This window comes from Burkholderiales bacterium (assembly GCA_023511995.1).
Lineage (GTDB): Bacteria > Pseudomonadota > Gammaproteobacteria > Burkholderiales > Thiobacteraceae > Thiobacter.
In genome coordinates, this window is sequence record JAIMAL010000026.1 from 1 (window position 1) to 22239 (window position 22239).

The 22239-nt window shown below is 65.6% G+C and carries 18 protein-coding genes and 1 CRISPR repeat array; of the genes, 9 read left to right on the plus strand and 9 right to left on the minus strand.

The features are described from left to right. Positions 1-114: 114 nt before the first annotated feature. Positions 115-3742: a CRISPR direct-repeat array (repeat unit 28 nt; unit sequence GCCTTCCCCGCGCACGCGGGGATCGACC). 10 nt (positions 3743-3752) lie between these two features. Next, positions 3753-3896 (plus strand): hypothetical protein, encoded by a 144-nt coding sequence (locus tag K6T56_11400; protein ID MCL6556950.1) that lies wholly within the window; start codon positions 3753-3755, stop codon positions 3894-3896. Here K6T56_11400 and K6T56_11405 read toward each other — a convergent pair. Beyond that, positions 3886-4092 carry a hypothetical protein gene (locus tag K6T56_11405; protein ID MCL6556951.1) on the minus strand — a complete coding sequence of 69 codons (207 nt, stop codon included), beginning with the start codon at positions 4090-4092 and terminating at the stop codon, positions 3886-3888. The two genes, K6T56_11400 and K6T56_11405, sit on opposite strands and share 11 nt — an antisense overlap. Positions 4093-4101: 9 nt before the next feature. Between K6T56_11405 and K6T56_11410 the strand changes: the two genes are divergently transcribed. The 4 genes from K6T56_11410 (at position 4102) to K6T56_11425 (ending at position 5877) form a co-directional block, all read left to right on the plus strand. Next, positions 4102-4314 (plus strand): hypothetical protein, encoded by a 213-nt coding sequence (locus K6T56_11410; GenBank protein ID MCL6556952.1) that lies wholly within the window; start codon positions 4102-4104, stop codon positions 4312-4314. Positions 4315-4756: 442 nt separating this feature from the next. After that, positions 4757-5113, plus strand: coding sequence for a hypothetical protein (locus K6T56_11415; protein MCL6556953.1), 357 nt, complete (start codon positions 4757-4759; stop codon positions 5111-5113). A 46-nt stretch (positions 5114-5159) separates the two neighbouring features. Next, positions 5160-5432: a hypothetical protein gene (locus K6T56_11420; protein ID MCL6556954.1), complete on the plus strand. Its 273-nt coding sequence runs from the start codon at positions 5160-5162 to the stop codon at positions 5430-5432. A 61-nt stretch (positions 5433-5493) separates the two neighbouring features. Beyond that, entirely contained in the window at positions 5494-5877 is a 384-nt protein-coding gene (locus K6T56_11425) for a hypothetical protein (GenBank protein ID MCL6556955.1), read from the plus strand. A 958-nt stretch (positions 5878-6835) separates the two neighbouring features. Here K6T56_11425 and K6T56_11430 read toward each other — a convergent pair. Beyond that, positions 6836-9301 carry an FtsX-like permease family protein gene (locus K6T56_11430; protein MCL6556956.1) on the minus strand — a complete coding sequence of 822 codons (2466 nt, stop codon included), beginning with the start codon at positions 9299-9301 and terminating at the stop codon, positions 6836-6838. Beyond that, on the minus strand, positions 9298-9975 hold the full coding sequence (locus K6T56_11435) for an ABC transporter ATP-binding protein (protein ID MCL6556957.1): 678 nt from the start codon (positions 9973-9975) through the stop codon (positions 9298-9300). The genes K6T56_11430 and K6T56_11435 overlap by 4 nt, the downstream gene beginning before the upstream one ends. Between K6T56_11435 and K6T56_11440 the strand changes: the two genes are divergently transcribed. Beyond that, positions 9974-10606: an arylesterase gene (locus K6T56_11440; protein ID MCL6556958.1), complete on the plus strand. Its 633-nt coding sequence runs from the start codon at positions 9974-9976 to the stop codon at positions 10604-10606. The two genes, K6T56_11435 and K6T56_11440, sit on opposite strands and share 2 nt — an antisense overlap. A gap of 3 nt (positions 10607-10609) precedes the next feature. Here the strand turns inward: K6T56_11440 and K6T56_11445 are convergent, their stop codons facing one another. Genes K6T56_11445 through K6T56_11455 form a run of 3 tightly spaced genes read right to left on the minus strand, consistent with a single transcriptional unit; the run spans position 10610 to position 13023 of the window. Then, positions 10610-10915 carry a DUF2007 domain-containing protein gene (locus K6T56_11445; GenBank protein MCL6556959.1) on the minus strand — a complete coding sequence of 102 codons (306 nt, stop codon included), beginning with the start codon at positions 10913-10915 and terminating at the stop codon, positions 10610-10612. After that, positions 10915-12297: a HAMP domain-containing protein gene (locus tag K6T56_11450; protein ID MCL6556960.1), complete on the minus strand. Its 1383-nt coding sequence runs from the start codon at positions 12295-12297 to the stop codon at positions 10915-10917. The genes K6T56_11445 and K6T56_11450 overlap by 1 nt, the downstream gene beginning before the upstream one ends. Before the next feature lie 6 nt (positions 12298-12303). After that, positions 12304-13023, minus strand: a complete 720-nt coding sequence (locus tag K6T56_11455; protein ID MCL6556961.1) for a response regulator transcription factor — start codon at positions 13021-13023, stop codon at positions 12304-12306. Positions 13024-13176: 153 nt separating this feature from the next. Here K6T56_11455 and K6T56_11460 point away from each other — a divergent pair, with 153 nt between their 5' ends. Next, positions 13177-13341, plus strand: coding sequence for a hypothetical protein (locus K6T56_11460; protein ID MCL6556962.1), 165 nt, complete (start codon positions 13177-13179; stop codon positions 13339-13341). A gap of 386 nt (positions 13342-13727) precedes the next feature. On the opposite strand, the gene K6T56_11465 is transcribed toward K6T56_11460, so the two are convergent. From K6T56_11465 to selD, 3 genes are read right to left on the minus strand one after another with little or no spacing between them, the layout of a single operon-like run. Further along, a complete protein-coding gene (locus K6T56_11465) occupies positions 13728-16559 on the minus strand; it encodes a DEAD/DEAH box helicase family protein (GenBank protein ID MCL6556963.1) in 2832 nt (943 codons plus the stop codon). Next, positions 16559-19489, minus strand: a complete 2931-nt coding sequence (locus K6T56_11470; protein MCL6556964.1) for a site-specific DNA-methyltransferase — start codon at positions 19487-19489, stop codon at positions 16559-16561. Before K6T56_11470 ends, K6T56_11465 begins: the two co-directional genes overlap by 1 nt. A gap of 38 nt (positions 19490-19527) precedes the next feature. Further along, complete coding sequence (gene selD / locus K6T56_11475; protein MCL6556965.1) at positions 19528-20565, minus strand: selenide, water dikinase SelD; 1038 nt, start codon at positions 20563-20565, stop codon at positions 19528-19530. A 91-nt stretch (positions 20566-20656) separates the two neighbouring features. Here selD and mnmH point away from each other — a divergent pair, with 91 nt between their 5' ends. Both mnmH and K6T56_11485 read left to right on the plus strand, forming a co-directional pair. After that, positions 20657-21739 (plus strand): tRNA 2-selenouridine(34) synthase MnmH, encoded by a 1083-nt coding sequence (gene mnmH, locus K6T56_11480; GenBank protein MCL6556966.1) that lies wholly within the window; start codon positions 20657-20659, stop codon positions 21737-21739. A gap of 38 nt (positions 21740-21777) precedes the next feature. Continuing rightward, positions 21778-22209, plus strand: a complete 432-nt coding sequence (locus K6T56_11485) for a host attachment protein (GenBank protein ID MCL6556967.1) — start codon at positions 21778-21780, stop codon at positions 22207-22209. The last annotated feature ends 30 nt before the right edge of the window (positions 22210-22239 follow it).

Genomic DNA, 22239 nt, shown 5'->3' on the forward strand with positions numbered 1-22239 from the left:
TGATGGGGCAAAATGCTCGCACATTCTGACCCACCTACCCGTTAATCAAAATTGCACTTCAAACTTGAATCCGCGATCTGCTTTTTTAGGCGGGGCAGAGAGTTATCATTTAGAGCCTTCCCCGCGCACGCGGGGATCGACCGTGCGCACGTCACCGGCGCACGGCGTCGCGCTGGCCTTCCCCGCGCACGCGGGGATCGACCCGCAAGGTGCCGGACATATACAGCCGCGTAGGCGCCTTCCCCGCGCACGCGGGGATCGACCGCTGGTGCCGCTTGGCATGCCCATACCGCAGCGGCCTTCCCCGCGCACGCGGGGATCGACCTCCGCGTTGACCTCCAGCACGCGGGCGGCCAGAGCCTTCCCCGCGCACGCGGGGATCGACCCGGCGGCCATCCGGCGCGTTCGTTGGCCGGGACGCCTTCCCCGCGCACGCGGGGATCGACCTGCAGGCGCCTACCCGGCGCTGGAGCATGAGACGCCTTCCCCGCGCACGCGGGGATCGACCTCTCCCCCGGCCTGCGGGACTGGGCGCTGGCCTGCCTTCCCCGCGCACGCGGGGATCGACCTCTCAAGAAAACTGGCGGCCTGACCGCCAACGGGCCTTCCCCGCGCACGCGGGGATCGACCCATCCCTACAGGATCATCAGACGAGAAAGTGGCGCCTTCCCCGCGCACGCGGGGATCGACCCCACCCACAAGCGCGGCGAGTTAAACAAGACACGCCTTCCCCGCGCACGCGGGGATCGACCTGCCCGGCCCTCGCAAGATGGCCGGGCTACAACGCCTTCCCCGCGCACGCGGGGATCGACCCCCGAAGATCGCAGGCGACGTGGCCGGGACGAAGCCTTCCCCGCGCACGCGGGGATCGACCTGGCTGGGGCTGCCGCTGCCGGGTGGTGGGCGCGCCTTCCCCGCGCACGCGGGGATCGACCCCCGGCGCGATCGTCAACGCGAGCTACGTGAGCGCCTTCCCCGCGCACGCGGGGATCGACCCCAGGCATATAGCTGGTCGATGGCTCGCTGCTGGCCTTCCCCGCGCACGCGGGGATCGACCTCCGGCCCACATCGTGCGCGAGTGCCTCACCAAGCCTTCCCCGCGCACGCGGGGATCGACCCCAGCAGCGTGAGCGCTGGCACGGTCACCAACGGCCTTCCCCGCGCACGCGGGGATCGACCCACCACACGGCCTTGATGAGTCGGGCCGGTGATGCCTTCCCCGCGCACGCGGGGATCGACCCGCGTGCGGCTGTTGCCACGCGCCATCGTTGAAGCCTTCCCCGCGCACGCGGGGATCGACCCGGGGATGTGGGCATCATCAAGGATATTGATGAGCCTTCCCCGCGCACGCGGGGATCGACCTGATGTGCTTTGCGCTTTTTAGCGCACGGTGTTGCCTTCCCCGCGCACGCGGGGATCGACCCCGGACGACCAGCTACGCGAACAGGATCAAGATGCCTTCCCCGCGCACGCGGGGATCGACCTGCCGAGAAGCCGAAGGCAGAGGCTAGCCCGGTGCCTTCCCCGCGCACGCGGGGATCGACCTGCGTGGCGGCCGATCCCAGGAGGCAGCCCGCCGCCTTCCCCGCGCACGCGGGGATCGACCCGATGCCGCCGACTTGCCCAGCGGTGCGTGCTCGCCTTCCCCGCGCACGCGGGGATCGACCCCCTTACGGCGACGGCCTACGCATCCGGCTGAAGCCTTCCCCGCGCACGCGGGGATCGACCGGCGTCACCCAGCGCGCCCTGATGTGCGACAGCGCCTTCCCCGCGCACGCGGGGATCGACCCGTCGTCGGCACCACGGGCGCCATCCCGGCGGCGCCTTCCCCGCGCACGCGGGGATCGACCTTTCTGAGCCGTGTCCGCGCTCTGGTTGAGCATGCCTTCCCCGCGCACGCGGGGATCGACCCCTGAGGCAGGGGAGCATCCGGCCGCTCGAAGAGCCTTCCCCGCGCACGCGGGGATCGACCCGGTGTTACTAGCACCGTTACCAGCCTCAACCCGCCTTCCCCGCGCACGCGGGGATCGACCCCAAGCGCCTGGTCTAGCATTCGACAGCCCCGTGCCTTCCCCGCGCACGCGGGGATCGACCTCTATCAAGCACCTCAGGCTTGAACTGCGCCACGCCTTCCCCGCGCACGCGGGGATCGACCCGCCCCCTGTTCGACTCCGAAAAGCGCAGCGAAGCCTTCCCCGCGCACGCGGGGATCGACCTGGTAAAAGCGCACCATGACCACGATCCATACTGCCTTCCCCGCGCACGCGGGGATCGACCCCCGCTGATTTCGCTGTTCGGGGCCGGGCCTGGGCCTTCCCCGCGCACGCGGGGATCGACCTTGTTCATGCTCGTGAGTGGAATCATCTTGCACGCCTTCCCCGCGCACGCGGGGATCGACCCGCCGTGTTGGCAGCCCGCGCAGAAAACATCGGGCCTTCCCCGCGCACGCGGGGATCGACCTCTGCTTGACGCGCAGCGGGGTGACGCTCAAGGGCCTTCCCCGCGCACGCGGGGATCGACCACCGCTGATGATTGCCAACAGCGATCAGTACGTGCCTTCCCCGCGCACGCGGGGATCGACCCCAGTCGCGCCCGGAGAAACTCGACATCAGCCAGCCTTCCCCGCGCACGCGGGGATCGACCCCCCCGTGATTCTGGCCGCCGACGCCACCGACAGCCTTCCCCGCGCACGCGGGGATCGACCTCCGGCATCGACGAGGGCGGCGACCCACTCGTGGCCTTCCCCGCGCACGCGGGGATCGACCGTGAGGCTCACCGTGGACTTAGGCACCGTCTCCGCCTTCCCCGCGCACGCGGGGATCGACCCCAAATATTCCGCTTCGCTCATATCGCATCCCGGCCTTCCCCGCGCACGCGGGGATCGACCCAAACTCTACGAGGGCACGGTCGCGGTCAAGCGGCCTTCCCCGCGCACGCGGGGATCGACCCACGAACATCATCAGTGCGGCAGGGGGACACTTGCCTTCCCCGCGCACGCGGGGATCGACCCTTCCGTCTTCAGGCCGACGACATCAACCTTGAGCCTTCCCCGCGCACGCGGGGATCGACCCTCGCAGCGCGGCAAGTCCAGCACGCGACCTGTGCCTTCCCCGCGCACGCGGGGATCGACCCGCCATCACCATCTCCGCCATCACCAAGGCCAAGCCTTCCCCGCGCACGCGGGGATCGACCCCTCACCGCCCTGGTGTGGCTCAAGGATCAGCCGCCTTCCCCGCGCACGCGGGGATCGACCTCAGCCTTCATTTCCCAGAGCCCGATTCGCCACGCCTTCCCCGCGCACGCGGGGTCGACCCTGCTCGATGCGGTCAGGCATGTCCACGCTCACACGCCTTCCCCGCGCACGCGGGGATCGACCCGACACCCTCTCGCTCCAGGAAATCGCCCATGCGCCTTCCCCGCGCACGCGGGGATCGACCCGCGTAGGCGTTGCCAAGACAAAGCGAGGTCTCGCCTTCCCCGCGCACGCGGGGATCGACCCCAGCAGCCGGCGTCCTTCCGATCCAGTCGCAGGCCTTCCCCGCGCACGCGGGGATCGACCCGTCAGCACCAACACCTTCGAGCTGGAGGGGGTGCCTTCCCCGCGCACGCGGGGATCGACCCTTGACGCCACCACCAGGAGACTCCGCCATGACGCCTTCCCCGCGCACGCGGGGATCGACCTGCTCCTTGCGCGCTAGCGCATCGGCACGACTGGCCTTCCCCGCGCACGCGGGGATCGACCTGTGGTGGAGATGGCCTGGACGGACGCGCGGAATTTTCTCACGGCGGCGCGGACGATGCGCCGTCAGCGCCTGCTGGACATGGCGGTGGCCGTACGAGTGGCGCAGGCCGAGAAAAAGGACTGGGAGCGGTGGGTGAAGGAGGTCAGCGGATGATGATTTCGGTGTCGGGCGCGGCCAGCGCGTCGATCCACGCCACCAGCGCGCCGTATCCCGTCCAGCCGAGCAGCAGACCGACGGCGAAGACGCGCAGCTCGCCGCGCCAGTCATGGCCGCGCAGGCGCGCAACGAGCGACGGCAGGATGGCGCAGACGATGACGTATAGGGCGGCAATGCCAAGCACAGCGGTCATGTGAGCATCATGGCGGATAGCAAGCTCGAGATCAAGATCACCGCCGACAACCGCCAGGCAGTGGCGGCCCTGGGCGAGTCGGCGCGCGCCATGGGGGTGGTCGCGCAGAAGGTCGAAGTGGCGAAGGTCAAGATTGGCGACATGGCCAAGGCATTCGCGCTTGGTCAGGCGGCGTTCCGCCTTCCCCGCGCACGCGGGGATCGACCTGGCCAGATTCCTTGACATCTCCCGGTTGTCCAGAGCCAGCTTGATGCCGATCGTCAAATTGCCTACAGTGGCTACATGCGCACCCTTGCCATCATGTTCTTCGCCGCCGCCGCGCCCTTCGCCGCGCTGGGCGGATCATTCGCTGGCGCGGCGGCCTTCGTCGCCATCGCGCTCGCGCTCATTTTTGCTCGCTGACCTACTTCTTCCGCTATGCGATTGTCAGGCAGACCGAGGACGAGCTTGTCCGGGGGCCTGGGCGGGACATCCTGCTGTCGATCCGGCAAGGCAGGCTGTATGCGGCGCTTCACCGCGAGGCGGCGGGCGGCCGGCTGGTCGCGGCGGTTGATGTGGAGCGTCTGCGGCTGGCCACACTGCACGTCAAGGCGTTAGGCCGGGCGGCCAGCTTGCGCGATGAAGCCGTGGTGGAACAGGGACGCGAGGCGAGAGGAATTCGGCGATGGTTCGGTTGAAGATCGATGTGCGGCGCCCGCTGGCCTACGGGGCGCTTTCCTGTTTTGACGGGATCGTCGATGGCCGCGAGGCCTGGGAGTTCGACATGGATGAAACACTCGCGCTGCGATCGATGTTCGAGTTTGCGCGCGAGATGGGCTTGCTCGATGCCGCGGCCATCGGCGAGCTCGACCGGATCGATGCCTTCTGGCGCGCGCACCCGCAAGCCTTCGATGCGGCCTTTGCCCATGAGCACGCGGCCGACAAGGCGCGGGTGCTGGAGGGCTTGGTCGAAGACGAGAACGGCGATCCCGTGCCGCCGCCCGCTTCCCACTGGTGGTGGCGGCCATCGGGCCGGTGGTAGTCAGTCCTGATGCGCTTGATTTGGAGCATTCAGTGAGGAGGTCATTATGGCGCGCGATCTGGAAGCGGATCGGTTAGTGTTCTGGCAAACCCCGGAAGAGGAAGGGGTCGGCGGCGCAGAGATCGCCTCCTGGACGATCAATCTCAACCTGGATTATGAGGCCGGTGAGATTACGCCGGAAGAGCTGCAGGCGTTGCGCGAGATTTTGTCGAAAAGCCCGTGGAAGCATGAGCCGCTCCATGTCGAATGGTGTCGCGAGGTACGCAGAGAAGAGGGATATGGCCGCGAGCGCTTCTGGTGGTGGCCGGAGACGTGGTAGTCAGTCCTGAGGCGCTTCCCATGCAGCCCGGTGGGCGCAAGATCAGCAAAGGGTGGCTGTCATGGTGAAAACCGTCGGCGATTTCAATGAAGCGGTGGCATTCATGCTTGCGCGCCTTTCATGGTATGACATGGTGCGCGAGGAGGAGATCCCCTGGTGGGAGGAGGCTGGCTTTGCCGTGGTCGATGAGGAGGTGCTGCGCGCCCGCTCGGCGCTGGAGCTTCTCAAGGATGCAGGCTACACGCTGCCCGAGGATGCGCTGGCGATGATGGCGGCGGCCGATGCGCAGTGGCGCGCCCACCCAGCGGCGTTCGACGCGATGTTCCGCTATGCGATTGCCAGGCAGACCGAGGACGAGCTCGCGGGCTGGGTCGTGCTGGAGGATGGTTCGACGCCGAGGATACCGCCCGCTCACTGGTGGTGGCGGCCATCGAGCCGGTGGTAGTCAGTCCTGATTCGCTCCCAGTCGTCGCGGCACTCAGGCGAGCACCAGCGTCGGCTATCGGGAAGCGGTTCGCCGCACCAGAGACACACGCCCGCGGGAGAGGGCCCCACGGGCTTTTTTTTTGCGCCAGCGCGGCGCCGAGCAGCGGTTTCGCCAGATCGTTGGCGCGGTCGGCTTGATCGGCCATGGGTCACTTCGTCCCACTAGCGGAGAGCGTCGATGCGGGCGCGTCAGGCTTCGTAGAGGCTGGCGGCGTCGAGGATCCACCGGGCGATGTCGGCGTCGGTGGTGTCTCCCTCACCCCCGGCCCCTCTCCCCGAGGGAGAGGGGAAGATGGAGGCGGCCCCTCTCCCGGAGGGAGAGGGGAGGATGGGATCGGCGGCAGGGGCTGCAATAGCGCCGCCGGTGGTCGAGGCCAGCTTGATGCCGCAAGCGGGGGCGTCGTGGAGCAGCCCTTCCCCGCGCACGCGGGGATCGACCCTCGCGCCACAAAACTAGGAAGCAAAGACGCCAGCCTTCCCCGCGCCGGGGATCGACCCCACGCCCAGTACCTAAAGGCGCGCCGGGAAATGCCTTTATAAGGCTCCCGCGGATGCGTTACTGAATATTGCCGCCGGATACGTCCTCTTCTGCGCCATCCTGCCGGCGGCCGTCGCGCGCCTGGGCGGCCATGACTGGCGTGGTGAGCTGCACGTCTTCGCTATCGGTCTGCTACTCGGCTGGATGGAATACGGCGCGCTGTGGGCGTGGATCGACGCGCTCGCCAAAGCGGACGCCGACATTGGCGTCGTCATCCGCTGATCCTCTTCCCCACCGCTTTCGGTTCTTTTTCTCCGTCTGCCATGAAAATCGTCCCTGTCACAGCCAAGGGCCGCTGCCAGCCGCGCTAGCGAATCGGTCGCGGGTGCGGCCTTGCCACGCTCGATCATGGATAGCAGTGGTGCCCGGAGCGCCTGCCTCAGCCCCGCAGCACCGCCAGGGGCGGGGTGTCAAGCACGCGGCGGGTGGCGAGGCTGCCGGTGATGATCATGCCCAGACTGCCGGCGACGATGCCCGCAAGCCAAAGGGCGGGCGATAGCTGCAGGGGCAGGTCGAAGAAGCGCGTGGCAAGGAGTGAGCCGACCGCGGCCGCACCCCCTGCACCCAACAGGCCGGCCAGGGCGCCGATGACGGCGAATTCCATTGCCTGGGCGAGGAGGAGCTGACGCCGCCGCGCGCCCAGCGCGCGCATCACCGCCGCTTCATAGACCCTTTCATCCCGCGTGGCGAGCACGGCCGCATAGAGCACGACAAGCCCCGCGAGCAGGGTGAAAACAAACACGAATTCCACCGTCTGCGCCACCCGCTCCATGATGGCGCGCACCTCCCGGAGGATTGCCGCAACATCGATCACGGTGATGTTGGGGTAGGCACGCACCAGGGCATCGAGCACCGCCTCGCCTCCCACGGGCAGGTGAAAACTGGTGATATAGCTCGTCGGCTGATCGCGCAGCATCTGCGGCGTGCCGATGACGAAGAAATTGACCCGCATGGAATCCCAGTCCACATGGCGCAGGCTGGTGACGGGTGCTTCAATGAGCTGGCCTGCGACATCGAAGCGCAGACGGTCGCCCAGGCGAATGCCCAGGCGCTGGGCGATGCCCTCTTCCACGGACCACTGGGGTGGAGCCGTTTCCCGCCCCCAGAAACGTCCCGCCACCAGCCGGTTGTCGGCACGCGGCGCGCGCGCCCAGGAGAGATTGAATTCCCGCTCCACGAGGCGGCGGCTGCGCTCATCTTCGTAATCCCGCGCGGAGACGGGGCGGTCATTGATGGCCATCAACCGCCCGCGCACCATGGGGTGAAACTCGGGAGCGGCGAGACCGGCGCGCAGGAGGAAAGCGCGCACCGGCTCAACCTGGTCAGGCTGCACGTTGATGAGAAAGCGGTTGGGGGCATCGGGGGGCAGGCGTTTTTGCCAGCTCGCCAGCAGATCGCCGCGCACGAGGGTGAGCAGGAAGAGTGCCATGAGGCCCAGGGAATAGGCCATGATGGAAAGGCGGCTTGTCTGCTGGCGGCGCTGAATCTGGGTCAAGCCGTAGAAGACCACGCCCCGCGCCTTGCGACGCAGCGGCCCCAGTGACCAGACCAGGGCCAGGGCCGCAAGCCACGCTGCAATCAGCACGCCGGCAAGACCTGCGGCTACGTGGAAGCCCAGGCGCAGTTCGCCGGCCTTACTCACAAAAAGCGCCGCCAGGACCGCCGCCCCCAGGAGGGACCCGGCAAGGCCAAGCCCCGTGGGCGGCGCGAGTTCCCGCCGGATCACGCGCAGGGTGGGCACCTGGCTTAACCGCGCGAGGGGAAGGGCGCCGAAGGCCAGGACCAACACCAGGCTGATGCCAATCCCCTCCAAGAGGGGCCAGCTGCCGGGCGGCGGCAGGTCCATCTGGAGCTGGGCGATGGCAAGCCGTACCAAGGCTTCCTGGGCGATCACGCCGATGAGACCGCCGCCCACGCCCCCCAACACTCCCAGCAGGGCGAACTGGATCACGTAGAGGCCGAAGATGCGCCGCTGGCCCGCGCCCAGGCAGCGCATCACCGCGCAGCCATCGAGATGGCGCTCGACGAAGCGCCGCGTGGCGAGGGCCACGGCCACCCCGGCCAGCACCGCGGCCACCAGAGCGGAAAGCCCCAGGTAGCGCTGCGCCCGCTCCAGGGCGGTGCGGATTTCCGGACGCGCATCGGCCACGCCCTCCAGCCGCTGGCCGCGTTCCAGCAAGGCCGCCATGGCCCGCCGCCAGGCGTCCACCGCTTGCGGCGAGCCCGCCACCAGGAGCCGGTAGATCACGCGACTGCCTTCCGTGACGAGGCCCGTGGCGGCAAGATCATCTTCATGGAGCATGAGTCGGGGGGCGATGCTGAAAAAATCCGCCGCCCGGTCGGGCTCCCGCTCCAGCACCGCCGCCACCACGAATTGCCGCGCCCCCACACCCACGCGCCCGCCCACCTGAAGATCCAGTTGACGCAACAGCCGGCCATCCACCCAGACGGTACCGGGCTTTGGGCCGTGCGCCACTTCGCCTTCCACGCCCGCGTTCAGCCTCAGCCTGCCCCGCAGCGGATAGCCGCTGCTCACCGCCTTGATTTCGGCAAGCTGGATGCGATCGCCGGCCACCACCATGCTGGGGAAGGTGGCGGTCGTGGCCACCCGCAACCCCAGGGCAAGGGCGCGCCGGGCGGCCTCCGGCGAGGGCGGATGGTCGCTCACCAGTACGGCATCGGCGGCGATCAGCTCGTTGGCCTGACGGGCCAGCGCCCGTTGGACCCGGTCGGTGAAAAAACTCACGGTCGTCACGGCGGCCACCGCCACCACCAGGGCGGCCAGCAGAACGCGGATTTCCCCCGCCCGCCATTCCCGCCACAACAGCCGCAGGGCAAGTCTCATGGGTTCCCCCCCAGCCTTCCCCCCTGAAGCAGCAGGCGCCGCTGGCAACGTCCCGCCAAGGCGGGATCGTGGGTGACGAGGATCAGGGTCGTGCCCTGCTCCCGGTTGAGATCGAAGAGAAGATCGATCACCCGGGCGCCGGTGGTCTCATCCAGGTTGCCGGTGGGTTCATCGGCAAAGAGAATGGCCGGCCGGGTGACGAAGGCGCGTGCCACGGCCACCCGCTGCTGCTCACCGCCGGAAAGCTGCCGGGGATAGTGATTGAGCCGCTCGCGGAGCCCCACCCGCTCCAGAATATCCCGGGCGCGCTGCCGGGCATCGGGCACCTTTGTGAGTTCGAGCGGCAGCATGACGTTCTCCCAGGCGGTGAGTGCCGGCAGAAGGTGAAACGACTGGAAGACGAAGCCCGCCAGACGGCCCCGCAGGGCGGCGCGCGCATCCTCATCGAGGGCGAAGATCTCCTGCCCGTTCCAGTACACCTGGCCGCGGGTGGGAACATCGAGGCCCGCAAGCAACCCCAACAGGGTGGACTTGCCCGAGCCCGAGGCGCCGAGAATGGCGAGGGACTCGCCGGCTTTGACTTCCAGAAAGACTTCGTTGAGGATGGCAAGCCGCCCGCTCTCCAGCGGGACCTCCTTGCCAAGGCCAATGGTGCGGATGATGGGATCTGTCATGAAAATGCTTCTTCGTGGGGGCGCATGGGCGATTCTCGCCTTGGGCTTCCTTTTGGGCAACGCGGCGATCGCTGCCTCGTCCGCCCCGCGCATCCTGGTGCTGGGCGACAGTCTGGCCGCCGCCTATGGCGTGCCGCGGGAAGCGGGCTGGGTCAGCCTTCTGCAGAGTCGTCTGCGGCAGGAAAAGTTTCCCCATGAGGTGGTGAATGCCAGCATAAGCGGGGAAACCACGGCGGGGGGACGCAACCGGCTGCCTGAGCTTTTGGCCCGCTACCGGCCGCAGCTCGTGATCCTGGAGCTGGGGGCGAACGATGGTCTGCGGGGGCTTGCGCTCACGCAGACGGAAGAGAACCTTTCGGCCATGATCACCCTGGCCAAGGATGCGGGTGCGCGGGTGCTGCTCCTCGGCATGCGGCTGCCGCCCAACTACGGGCCCGCCTATACCGAACCCTTCCACGCCCTCTTCGGCAGGCTCGCGCGGCGCCACAAGGTGGCGTATGTGCCCTTCCTCCTGGAGAAAATCGCCGGTGAGCGGCGGTTCTTCCAGGCCGATGGACTCCACCCCACGGCCGAGGCGCAGCCGCTCATTCTGGAGACGGTCTGGCCCGCCCTTGCGCCGCTGCTGCGCTGACCATCACAGCGCCGCGCCGCAGTTCCAGCAGAAATCGAAGGTCGCCGGCGAGGCCTCGCCGCAAAAGGGGCAGAAAATGTCGGGCACCGCCCGCGGGGCACTCTCGTAAGCACGCACCACGGCAAGGGCACGCTCGAAGTCGACATCCTCGTCGATCCAGACTTCCGGAGCGGTTTCGCCCACCGGCAACTCACCCATGCCTCCCCGCGCATGCTCCTTGAGTACCCGCGCCGCAATGCCGTGCCTTTGCAACAGGCCGAGGACGAGGTGGGCGTCCGGCAGGTCGGCGGCGGTGTAAACACGCCGCATCACTGCACCGGCAGCACGATGGTGAACGCCGCCCCGCCCAGGCGGCTGGCGGCGAGGCTGATGGAGCCGCCGTGCAGCTCCACGAAGGCCTTCACCAGGGATAGCCCCAACCCGGTGCCGGGCAGGGTGCGGCTGGGATCCACCCGCACGAAGCGGTCGAAGACCTTTTCCCGCATCTCCACGGGGATGCCGGGCCCGCTGTCGGCGATGACGATCTCCACCCGCTCACCCCGCCGCGCCAGCGCGAGCTCGATCTGCCCCCCTGCCGGCACGTACTTGATGGCATTGTCGAAGAGATTGGAGAACACCTGGGCGAGGAGCTGCCGGTCGCCGCTGATGGTGACCCCGGCGGGAATCCGCGTGGTGAGGTGCTGCTCCTTTTCCTCCATGAGGGGGGCGTAGAGTTCCACCACGTCTTCGAGGAGCGCGGATAGATCCAGAGGTTTCTTGCGGATCTGCAGGCTGCCGGCTTCCGCCTGGCCCAGGGAAAGCAGGGCCTGAAAAATCTCCTGCATCTTCTGCAGTTCCTCCAGTGCCCGTTCCAGGGTTTCCCGATAGGTTCTCTCATCCCCCTGCTGCAGGGCCACCTCCACGTCGGCGCGCAGACGGGTGAGCGGGCTGCGCAGGTCGTGGGCGATGTTGTCGCTCACCTGCCGGATACCCTGGAACAGTTTCTCGATGCGGTCCAGCATGGCGTTCATATTGCTCGCCAACACCGCGAATTCGTCCTCCCCCTTGACCGGCAGCCGGTTGGAGAGGTTGGCGGAATTGACGATCTTCATCGCCATCTGGTTGAACGCCTCGATCTGTGACCAGAAGCGGCGCCCCAGCCAGTAGCCCAGTCCCACCCCCACCAGCAGGATGAGGATGAGCGCCTGGATGAGCGCCATCCAGAAACCCTGCATGGTGCGGTCGATGGACTGGGTGCTGTGGGCAAGATACACCGTGTAGCGGTCCCCGAGACGGAAACTCACCGCGCGGGCGTGGCCCCCCGGCTCGCCCCCCACCGGTGGAATCCGCATGTCCTGCACCCCTTTGAAGGGTTTGACTTCGGGAAGGGTGAGCTCGCCCGCCTCGAACACCACCCGCCCGTTGCGGTCCAGGATGCGGTAGTTGCGCTCCCGTTTGCCCTTGGACAAAAGCTCGCTTTCGATGGCCCGGAACAACCCCGCGGTGCCACTGTCCCGGTACTGCACGGTGAGCAGACTCTGCTGGTCAAGGAGCGCCTTGTCGATCTGCGCGATGAGGGCAGCCTTGATCTGGAAGCTCAGGTAGGCGAACACCAGCAGGGTGCCCACCAGATAAAGGGAGACGAAGCCGAGCGTGAGCCGCGCAGGAGTGGAACGGAGAAAGCGGAAGAAGGAAGCGAGGGGCAGCGGCACCGGCGGTTATTTTCCGCTTTTTTCCGCTTCCTGCGGGGGCGTGTCCTCCGCCGGCCGCAGCACATAGCCGGTACCGCGCACGGTATGCAGCATGGGTTTGGGGAAATACTTGTCGATCTTGTAGCGCAGCCGGCTGATGTGCACGTCCACCACGTTGGTCTGGGGGTCGAAGTAGTAATCCCAGACGTTCTCCAGCAGCATGGTGCGCGTCACCACCTGGCCGGCGTGGCGCATCAGGTATTCGAGCAGACGGAATTCCCGCGGCTTGAGGTAAATCTCCTGGCCGGCGCGGCTGACCTTGCGGGAAAGCAGGTCCATGTGCAGATCACCCACGGTGAGCTCGGTTTCCGGATGCTTGCCGTAGTTTTTCGCCCGGCGCAAAAGCGCCTCGATGCGCGCCTGCAACTCGTTGAGGGCGTAGGGTTTGACCACGTAATCGTCGCCGCCCGCCCGCAGGCCCTCGACCCGGTCATCCACCTGGCCGCGGGCGGAAAGGATGAGGGCCGGCACCTGCTTGCCCTCCTCGCGCAGGCATTTGAGCACCGACAATCCATCCCGCTTGGGCAGCATGACGTCGATGAGCCAGAGGTCGTAATCGGTCTTGCGGGCCATGTCGAGCCCCTCTTCGCCGTCGTGGGCCACATCCGCCTCGTAACCGAAATTGCCCAGACCCTTGCGCAGGAAATCCGCGGCGGAATGATCGTCCTCGATGATCAGGAACTTCACGGCAATTCCCCCTGCCTAAGATGACATCCCGATTCTAATTCACCCCCTTTGCCCGGCGGAAATTACAAAGGGTTAAGGTGAAGCAGGTTTAATCCCCCTGTCACGGGTATGCGGCTATCCTTGATGGGGATGAACCCGGGAGACGATCCAGCCATGACCGGTACGCCCCTTCCCCTCTACGAGGTGGAATTCATCCCGGTGGAAAGGCGCTTGCGGGAACGCCGCCAGGCCAACCCCACCGCGCGGTGGAACGGCGTCGAGCGCCGCCGCGGCGAGCGCCGCCAGCCGGAGACCCCGCCCGTGCGGCCGGTTGCCTGATCACACCAGCTCGACCTTCGCCTCACCCGCTTCGAGGGTGCCGATTTCGGCGTGCAAGGGTTCCGCGCCAGGCGCGCTCCCAGACCACGGACACCGGAACTCGCCCCCGGGTCGGAACCGGGTTCCGTCACTTTCGCCTTTGTCCTTGGGCAAACGCTGATTCATTCCCCTCTCCACCCCACAAGGAGCGCAAGGCAGGCTGATTGGCCAATGACATCAGCGAGTTACAGTCCAGCTCCTTGGAGAGGGCATCTTCAGCGTTTCCCAAAAAATCCGGTAACCCTTGGGGACAAGAGCGACCACGGCTTGCTTTGACGCCCCCTCACCCTGCCCTCTGACCGCGAAGGAGAAGGGCCTTACCCGCCACCGCAGGCACGGTCCGGCGATCAGGTAAGGTTTGCCGCCAGCACGTCCCTGATTTCACCGGGATGATGGGCGACGGCCCAATGCCACTGCCCAAATCCCCCCTGCGCCGTCACCGCTTGCGTCCATTCGTCAAGATAGCGATGCTTCACGGCATCTTCCTCGCTTTCCCTGCCCTTTGTTTCCAGTACGAGCATGGTCCCGTTGGCAAGGCGCACCAGAAAATCCGGCCGATACTTGCGTATCACGCCGCGATAGACATACAGGATCTCGAACCCCAGGTGATCATTTTTCGCCCATGCGGCCACGGATTCGCTATTGTCGAGCACAAAGGCCGCCGATGCCTCCCAGGTGCTGTCGTAAACGCACACGTTAATGTGCGACTTCTTGGTACGCTCGCAGGGCTTGCCGGTATACCAGGTGCGCGTCTCGGCCGTGGATCGGATAGGGTGGTCGCGGTCGAAGACCGGTGTGAGTCTCTCCGTATTCTCCTGCCGTACGGCCTCCCAGACGTGCTGGACGACTCGCGACATGTTGAGGGTGATGAGTAGCCGCCGGCGCAGTTCGTCCTGGTAGAAGAGGGGCGGCGAGATGGCGATCCGGTCGGAGCGGATAAATTGCTCGACGATCCGCACCAATTGCGCCAGCAAGACTTCGCGGCTCCCTTGCCAGGTGTGTTTCATCTGGTCGAAGACATCCCGCGCGGTCTCGAAAATGATGCGCTGGGTGCGGAATTCCCGCGCCAGCCGTTCCAGTTCGATGCGCTCGATCTTTGTCACATCCGGCTTACCCGCGATGATCGGCGCGAGCTCCGCTACCTGAGGCGTTTGGGAGGCGTCCAGCACCAGCGGACGCACCGCCGCCCAATCCAGCGCCAGCCTGGGTTGAAACACGCGCTCAATGCGCACGACGTTTGGCCAGCGAATCTCGTACTGCGCTTTGGCTGGATCGGGCTCGACGGCAGTCTTCGGCTGCGGCGGCGGAGGCGGGCCGCCCTCCCCTTCTTCATGAGGCAGGAAGGTGAAAGGCACGCCGAAGATGTTGACGTACTCGGGCTCGAGCAGGCCCGTCTCCTGGTTTAGATCGTAGGACGTGCGCCGCAGGCCTCGGCCTACCACCTGCTCGCACAGAAGCTGCGACGTGAAGGCCCGCAGCCCCATGATGTGCGTGACCGTCTTGGCATCCCACCCTTCGGAGAGCATGCCGACCGAAATGACATTTTGAATCTTTTCGCCGGGCTGTCCGGCCTTGCCCACCGTGTCCACGGTCTGACGCAGCAGTTCCGCCTGCTCGGTCTTGGTCAATTGACGTTCGGGTGGGGCTGTCTGCTCTGCTTCTGCTTCGTCATCAGGCTCCCTCTCCCCTTGGGAGAGGGTTGGGGTGAGGGCTTCTTCCTGCGCTTCGGCCTGGTCCAGCACTTTGGAGTCGATGTGCAGGATGCGCTCCGGGTCGCACAGCTCGTCAATGTGGATGCGCCTAGTATCAAACGCGTGCTTGATCCGCGCCGCCGTTTCCGTCCGGTTGCATACCGTGATCATCACCGGTGGGGTGCGCAGCCCGGCGGCCTGCCACGCCCTCAACGTCTCGCGCCAGTCGTAGCCCAACAAGTAGTAGGCATTCAGCACCAGATCGGGCAGCGGCTCATCGGGGTTGGCCCGCCGGTTCAGGTCGTCCTTCACATCCGGGTCGTTATAGATGTGGTACAGGCGTGACTTGTAGGTTTGGGCGTTTGGCACGGCGTCGTCGCGGACCACCACCCGCGGGGTCTTCACCAAACCCGATTCGATGGCATCGTTCAAGCCAAAGTCGCTGACGATCCAGCCGAAGAGCGCCTCCTCGCTGCTTCGCTTACCCGAAGGCGTGAAAGGCGTGGCGGTAAAGTCATAGCAGGTGAGGATGCCCCGTGTCCGCTGTAGTCGGTCCAGGCCGCCGATCCACACCGTCGCCTCCTCGGCACTGTCCTTGAGGTCGCGCTGACGAAGGTACTTGCCCTCGGCCTCCCAGTTCACGCGCCAAGCATGATGCGCCTCATCGTTGATCACAAGGAGATTGCGCGCATTGGCCATCTCTCCCAGCACCTCGCGGGTATAGGCTTCGTCGCTCTTCGCGCCCCGCTTGTCCACGGTCTTGCGCTTTTTCAGTTGCGCCTCGGATTCCCAGGCCAGGGCATGCCAGTTGCGCACCAGCACCTTTCCCTGACGCAGTTTGTCGAGCAGGCCTGATGGAACAATGTCGAACGCTTCGTAGTAATTGCCTTCGGCCGCGGGTTCCAGCACGGCCAGCCGCTTCTTCACCGTCAGTCCTGGGGCGATCACCAGCACGTTCTTGGAAAAGCGGGCATCCTGGGGATTTGCCACCTTGTTGAGGATGTGCCAGGCGATGGTCATGGCCATGACGATGGTCTTGCCCGTACCGGTCGCCATCTTGCAGCATCGGCGAAGAAAATCCCCACCGTCCCCCGGAATCTCGATGCCCACGCGCTCCGCCGCCGGCGCCTCAATAAGCCAGATGAGCGTTTCCACCGCCTCCAACTGGCAGAAGAAAAACCGCCGTCGGTCGAATTCCTCCGGATCACGCCAATGCGCCAGCAGCCGCTTGGTGATGCTGGTGACCCCCGGATACCCGGCCTCGCGCCAGGCCTTGACCCGCGGGCGGATCTGGTTGACCAAGGGGATTTCGATAAAAATGCCCGGGTCATCAAACGATTTCGATCCCGGCGTTGCCACCACGTACCCCGCCGGACGGCGGCCTTCAACGAGGTCGAAGGTGCGCGTCTCCCGGTCGTAGCGCCAATACCGCTGCGGTTCCTCGTAGGGCGAGTTGATGATGAGGCGGTCGATGGTGGTGCGCGCCATCACTCCAGCTCCATGACCTTCAGGCTCTCGATCCCCCGGTCGTCCACGATCTTGACCGCAATGCGCTTGTGTTCCCCCGCCTCGAAGGGGAGCGACACCGTGCCCCGGTAGGCCTCAATCAGCTCCTCGTCGATCTCCGCTTTGAGGTTCTTTGCGAGTTTCGCCCAACCCTCGTTGTCTCCCGCCATCGGGAAAAACACCTGCCGCGGATAGAGGCTGCGGCCGTCGTAGTCGGTGTCGAGTAGCCAGACAGCAATTCTGTCGGCACCGCCCGACTCCACCTGGCCGGTCTTGGTGTTGTAGTAATCGAAACCGTGCACCGAGACGCGGTACTGAACGCCCTCACCCTTACTCCCTCTCCCAGTGGGAGAGGGTTGGGGTGAGGGTACGATGCGCTCCACCTGCACATCCGGCTGGCCGATGAGCCAGAAGGATTCGTTGCTAGCGCGCTTTTTCTTGAGGTCGTCGGTCAAAAGGTCGGCGTTCATCTGAACCTTGAGGAACTGCATGCCCGCGAGTTCAGGCTTCATCTCGTCGATGTCCTTGGCCGCTTCCGGGTCGAACTGGAACGCGGCGAAGACCAAGAGCTTGGGCTTGGGAACCAGCGTGCGCGCTTCTTCCCAGGCGTGCTCCACCTGCCGCTGCTCCAGCGGCGCGTGTTCGGGGCCGAAGGAGACCACCACGCGCACCGGGTTATAAGCGGGAACATCCTCACGGACGGAATCTGCCCCTTCATCGCTGGGCCGCGTCTCGCCTTCGGCGTGCAGCCAGCGGCAGCCGGGCAACGGCTCGAGGCGCGCAAAGCGGATGTACTGCCCGTTCTTCCCACGAATGCCGGTGCGCAGCAGCTCCTCGCGCCATTCTGCCTGGCGCAGCGTCTCGCCGGAGCGGGCGATGGAAAGGTCTGCGGGCTGCGGCTTGTGTTCCAGGATTTCATCAACCGATTTGACTACCGGTGCCGGTACCGCCTCGACGGTAAACGGGCCGGTAACGCGCACCTTCTTGCGGTCCACGTAGGGCTGGTCGTAAAGGGTCTCCTGCGGCGCATGGCGGGCGATGGCAGCATCGATTTCCTTTTGCAGCGCGCGGCGGGCGGCGTGGAAGGCCTCGAAGGCGTCGCGGGCCTGCACCGGCCAGTCGGCAGGGAACTCAAAAGGCACTTCCCATTCGACCAGCTCATTGGCTGGGACGATCTGCCCGCTGGGCATGGTGAAGGTCTGACCGTCAGGGGCGGCAAAATCCACGAAATGTCCCGCGCGCCCGCCGGTGGTGACTTTGAAACGGGGATAGCCCTCACCCCCGGCCCCTCTCCCGGCGGGAGAGGGGTGTTTCAGCGCGGCGTTGAGCTCCGCCAGAGCCTTTTCCACCGCTGGGTGCATTCGGGCGTAGATGCCGTCGATCTCCGGGTTGTTGGCGATGGACTTAAGCGTGACGTGCGGCACGGTTTTGTACTTGAAGCCGGAGCCGACACCCTCTTCGGGGTGCGCCAGCTCGTAATAGTCGAAGACCGCGGTCATCAGCCGCTGGCGGGCAAGCGTGATGGCCACGCGCGAGGTATCGCAGGTGATCCAACGCCGGCCCCACTGCTCGGCCACGTAGGCGGTGGTGCCGCTGCCACAGGTGGGATCGAAGACCAAATCGCCCGGGTCGGTGGTCATGAGGAGGCAACGCTCACAAACAGTTGTGTTTGTTTGCACTACATAAACCATATTGCGTTCGCCCATCGTGTCCGACCATACATCCTGTAGCTCACGAACAGGAAAGTCTTCAAAGAAGCGGACATACCGCAGTGTCTTGCCCTCGGCGCTCAGCCTGCCTGCCATGTCGAGTTTCCTGAGCCCGTTCTCGTTTGTTTTCCATCTCTGAACGAACTCCTTGCCACTAAATTCAAAAGGAAAGGTGGGGTTAGCCGATTCGAGGGATGTTGTTGAATAGAGTCTGCCTTCGGGCGTGTTCATCAAACTTTTTCGCTCATCGGGCGTCAAAGACCGCCGTTCGCCGTCTCGTAGCTCAATGTGCGTGTATTCGCTTGGATTCGATGAACGGGGCAAGTAAAGCGGCCGAAATTTTGCGAGAGCTCGGTCTTTCGCATACCAGATCAGAAAATCGCATGTCCGGGGAAGGAAACCTTGAACCAGGCCCCCCGTCTTCTGGAAGATTACCAAACGTACGAAATTCGCTTCCCCAAACACCTCATCCATCAGCTCCCGCACGTGGTGGACGTTCTCATCTGAGATCTGCACGAAGATGCTGCCGGATTCATGCAGCAGTTCCCGCGCCAGCAGCAGCCGGTCGCGCAGGTAGGTGAGGTAGGAGTGGATGCCCAGCTCCCAGGTATCGCGGAAGGCGCGGATCTGCTCGGGTTCTGAAGTCAAATCCTCGTCCTTGCCGTCCTTCACGTCGCGCTTGTTAACGAAGGGCTGGAAGTTGGAGCCGTATTTGATGCCGTAGGGCGGGTCGATGTAGATCATCTGCACCTTGCCGGCCATGCCTTCTTTTTCGAGCAGCGAGTTCATCACCAAGAGCGAATCCCCGGCAATCAGCCGGTTCGTCCAGCCGTGCTTGTGCCGGTAGAACTCGATCGCGTTGCGCAGCGGCTCTTTACGTTCCTTTTCGAAGAGACCGAGCTGAAGCGCCTGGCCGTTGCCGTTTCGCTTACGCACTGCCTTGATGATCGTGCGCGGTTCGATGAGCTCGTGCACGTGCAGGGAGACCGTCGGCACTTCAAACGACGTGTGCTCCGCCTTGCCCGCCCAAATGAGCTGCGGATCGAGGTGGGGATCGTAGGCGTAGCGTTTTTTCTTCTGCCCCGCGTCGGGGTCGGTGTCGGGTGTCACCAGCCCTACGGGGGGATTATTGAGGCGCGCCTTGTCCTTGTGCTCGTAGGTTTCGATGGGGCGCTTGGATGGAGTTTCGCGTTTTTTTGCCATGGCGTCCTGTCCCACTTTGCTTGCCGGCACAGCCCTGATCACACCACCTCGACCTTCGCCTCACCCGCTTCGAGGGTGCCGATTTCGGCGGCGGTGAAGCCCTCGCGGGCGAAGGTGGCCAGCACGTCTGCCACCGCTTCCGCAGCGCAGGCCGCGAGCAACCCCCCGCTCGTTTGCGGATCACAGAGGATTTTGCGCTGCCACTCCGCAAAGCCGTGGGGCAGACGGACCTCGTGGCCGTAGCTTGCCCAGTTGCGATCCGCCGCACCGGGGGCAAAGCCCGCCATCACCAGCGCTGCCACGCCGGGCAGAATGGGCACGCGCGCCCACTCCACCCGCGCCGCCAGGCGGGAACCCCGGCAGATTTCCAGGAGGTGTCCGAGAAGGCCAAAGCCGGTGACATCGGTCATGGCGTGCACCCCCGGCATTTCCGCAAGCAACGTCCCCGGCGTGTTGAGCTGGGTGGTGGTGGCGACCATTTGCCCGTAGGCGTCAGGCGCAAGCCGTCCCTTCTTGAGGGCGGCACTCATGATGCCCACCCCCAGGGGCTTGCCCAGAATGAGATGGTCGCCGGCCTTCGCCTGATCGTTGCGCTTCACCTGCGCGGGGTGGATGACGCCCAGGGCAGCAAGGCCGTAGATGGGTTCCGGCGCGTCGATGGAGTGTCCGCCGGCGATGGGAATGCCCGCCGCGGCGCACACGCTGCTGCCACCCTCGAGGATGCGCCGGATCACCTCCACCGGCAGTTTGTCCACCGGCATGCCCACCACGGCCAGGGCAAGGATAGGCCGCGCGCCCATGGCGTAGATGTCGGAAAGGGCGTTGGTGGCGGCGATGCGGCCGAAATCGTAGGGGTCATCGACGATGGGCATGAAAAAATCGGTGGTGGCAACGATGGCCTGGCTGTCGTTGAGGCGGTAGACCGCCGCATCGTCGCTGGTCTCGCTGCCGACGAGGAGGTCCGGAAAGGCAGCGGCCTTGGAAACCTCACCAAGGATCTGGGACAGCAGCGCCGGCGCGATCTTGCAGCCGCAGCCGCCCCCGTGGGAATACTGGGTCAGTTTGATTTCGCTCATGGGTGGGTGAACAGGACGCTCAGGGAAAGGACCGGTCCCTGGCCGGCGGGGTACAATATTTATTTTCGCCGCGGCCGGACCAGAAGGGGCCATGACAGGCATCGTTACCGTAGCACAGCTCACCACCTTTGACGAGATCATCGACGTGCGCACGCCGTCGGAATTCGCCGAGGACCACGTCCCCGGCGCGGTGAACCTGCCGGTCCTCTATGACGCGGAGCGCGCCCATGTGGGTACCCTCTACAAACAGGCCTCGCCCTTCGTGGCGAAACGGGTAGGGGCGGCACTCGTCTCCCGCAACATCGCCGAGCATCTGGAAAAGCGTTTGATGGACAAGCCGCGGGAGTGGCGTCCCCTCGTCTACTGCTGGCGGGGCGGCAAGCGCAGCGGCGCCATGGCCCACATCCTGGGCGAGATCGGCTGGAAGGTGGCGCGCCTGGAAGGGGGTTACAAGGCCTACCGACGTCATGTGATCGAGGCCCTCGCCAGCCTGCCGCAGCGGTTTTCCTTCCATGTCATCTGCGGCCCCACCGGTTCGGGCAAAAGCCGTCTGCTGGCGGCCCTGGCGCGGCAGGGGGCGCAGGTGCTGGACCTGGAGGCACTCGCCGCCCATCGCGGCTCCGTTCTGGGTAGCCTCCCCGACCAGCCCCAGCCCGGCCAGAAATGGTTTGAAAGCCAGATCTGGGCGGCACTCAACCGCTTCGATGCGGCCGCGCCGGTGTTCGTCGAGGGGGAGAGCAAAAAGATTGGCAATCTGCGCGTGCCCGAGGCCATCATCCAGCGCATGTGGCAAGCGGGCCGCGTCATCCGCCTGGAGCCCCCCATCGCGCAACGGGTGGCGCTTTTGCAGGAGGAATACCGGCACTTCCTCGCCGAGCCCGAAATGCTGCTCGCACGCTTAGCCTGCCTGCGGGAGCTACACGGGGAAAAAAGAATCGCAGCCTGGAAGGCCCTCGCCGGCGCCGGACGTTGGGACGAGCTGGTGCTCGACCTTCTGGAAAAACACTACGACCCGACTTACGCGCGTTCCATGGCCCGCCACTATCCAGCGCTCGATGAGGCCCCCCGTTTCGCGCCGGAGGACATTTCGCCGGCCGCCTTCGAGGCGCTCGCCCGCCAGATCCTGGCCGAAAATGGATACGCTCATCTTGAATCGCGCGCTGGCGGCCGTTAGGCTATAGTCACGTTTGTCTTTCATTCAGGAGTCGAAACATGAGCATCACCTGGGTCGTCGTCGCCAACGCCAGCGTGGCCCGTATCTACGAGCGCAACAAGGGACTGCACCTCATCACCGAGCTCCAACATCCGGAAAGTCGCATGAAACGGGCCGACCTGGTGACCGACCGCCCCGGCTACATGCAAAGCGTGGGTAACGGCCATGGCTCGCGTCAGCCTGCCACCGATCCCAAGACCCACGAGGCCGAGGAATTTGCCCTGGAAGTCGCCAAGCTGCTGGACCACGAACGGGCGGCAGGCAAGTTCCAGCGGCTGGTGCTGGTCGCCTCCACCCCGTTCATGGGCATGCTCAAGCAGCGGCTCCATGCGCAGACGGCGGAGCTCGTCACCGACACCATCGAGAAGGACTACACCAAAACGCCGGAAAGGGAGATCTACGAGCGGCTGCGGGAGCAGATTGTCATCTGATCCACGACCCCACGCCTTGCCGCACAAAAA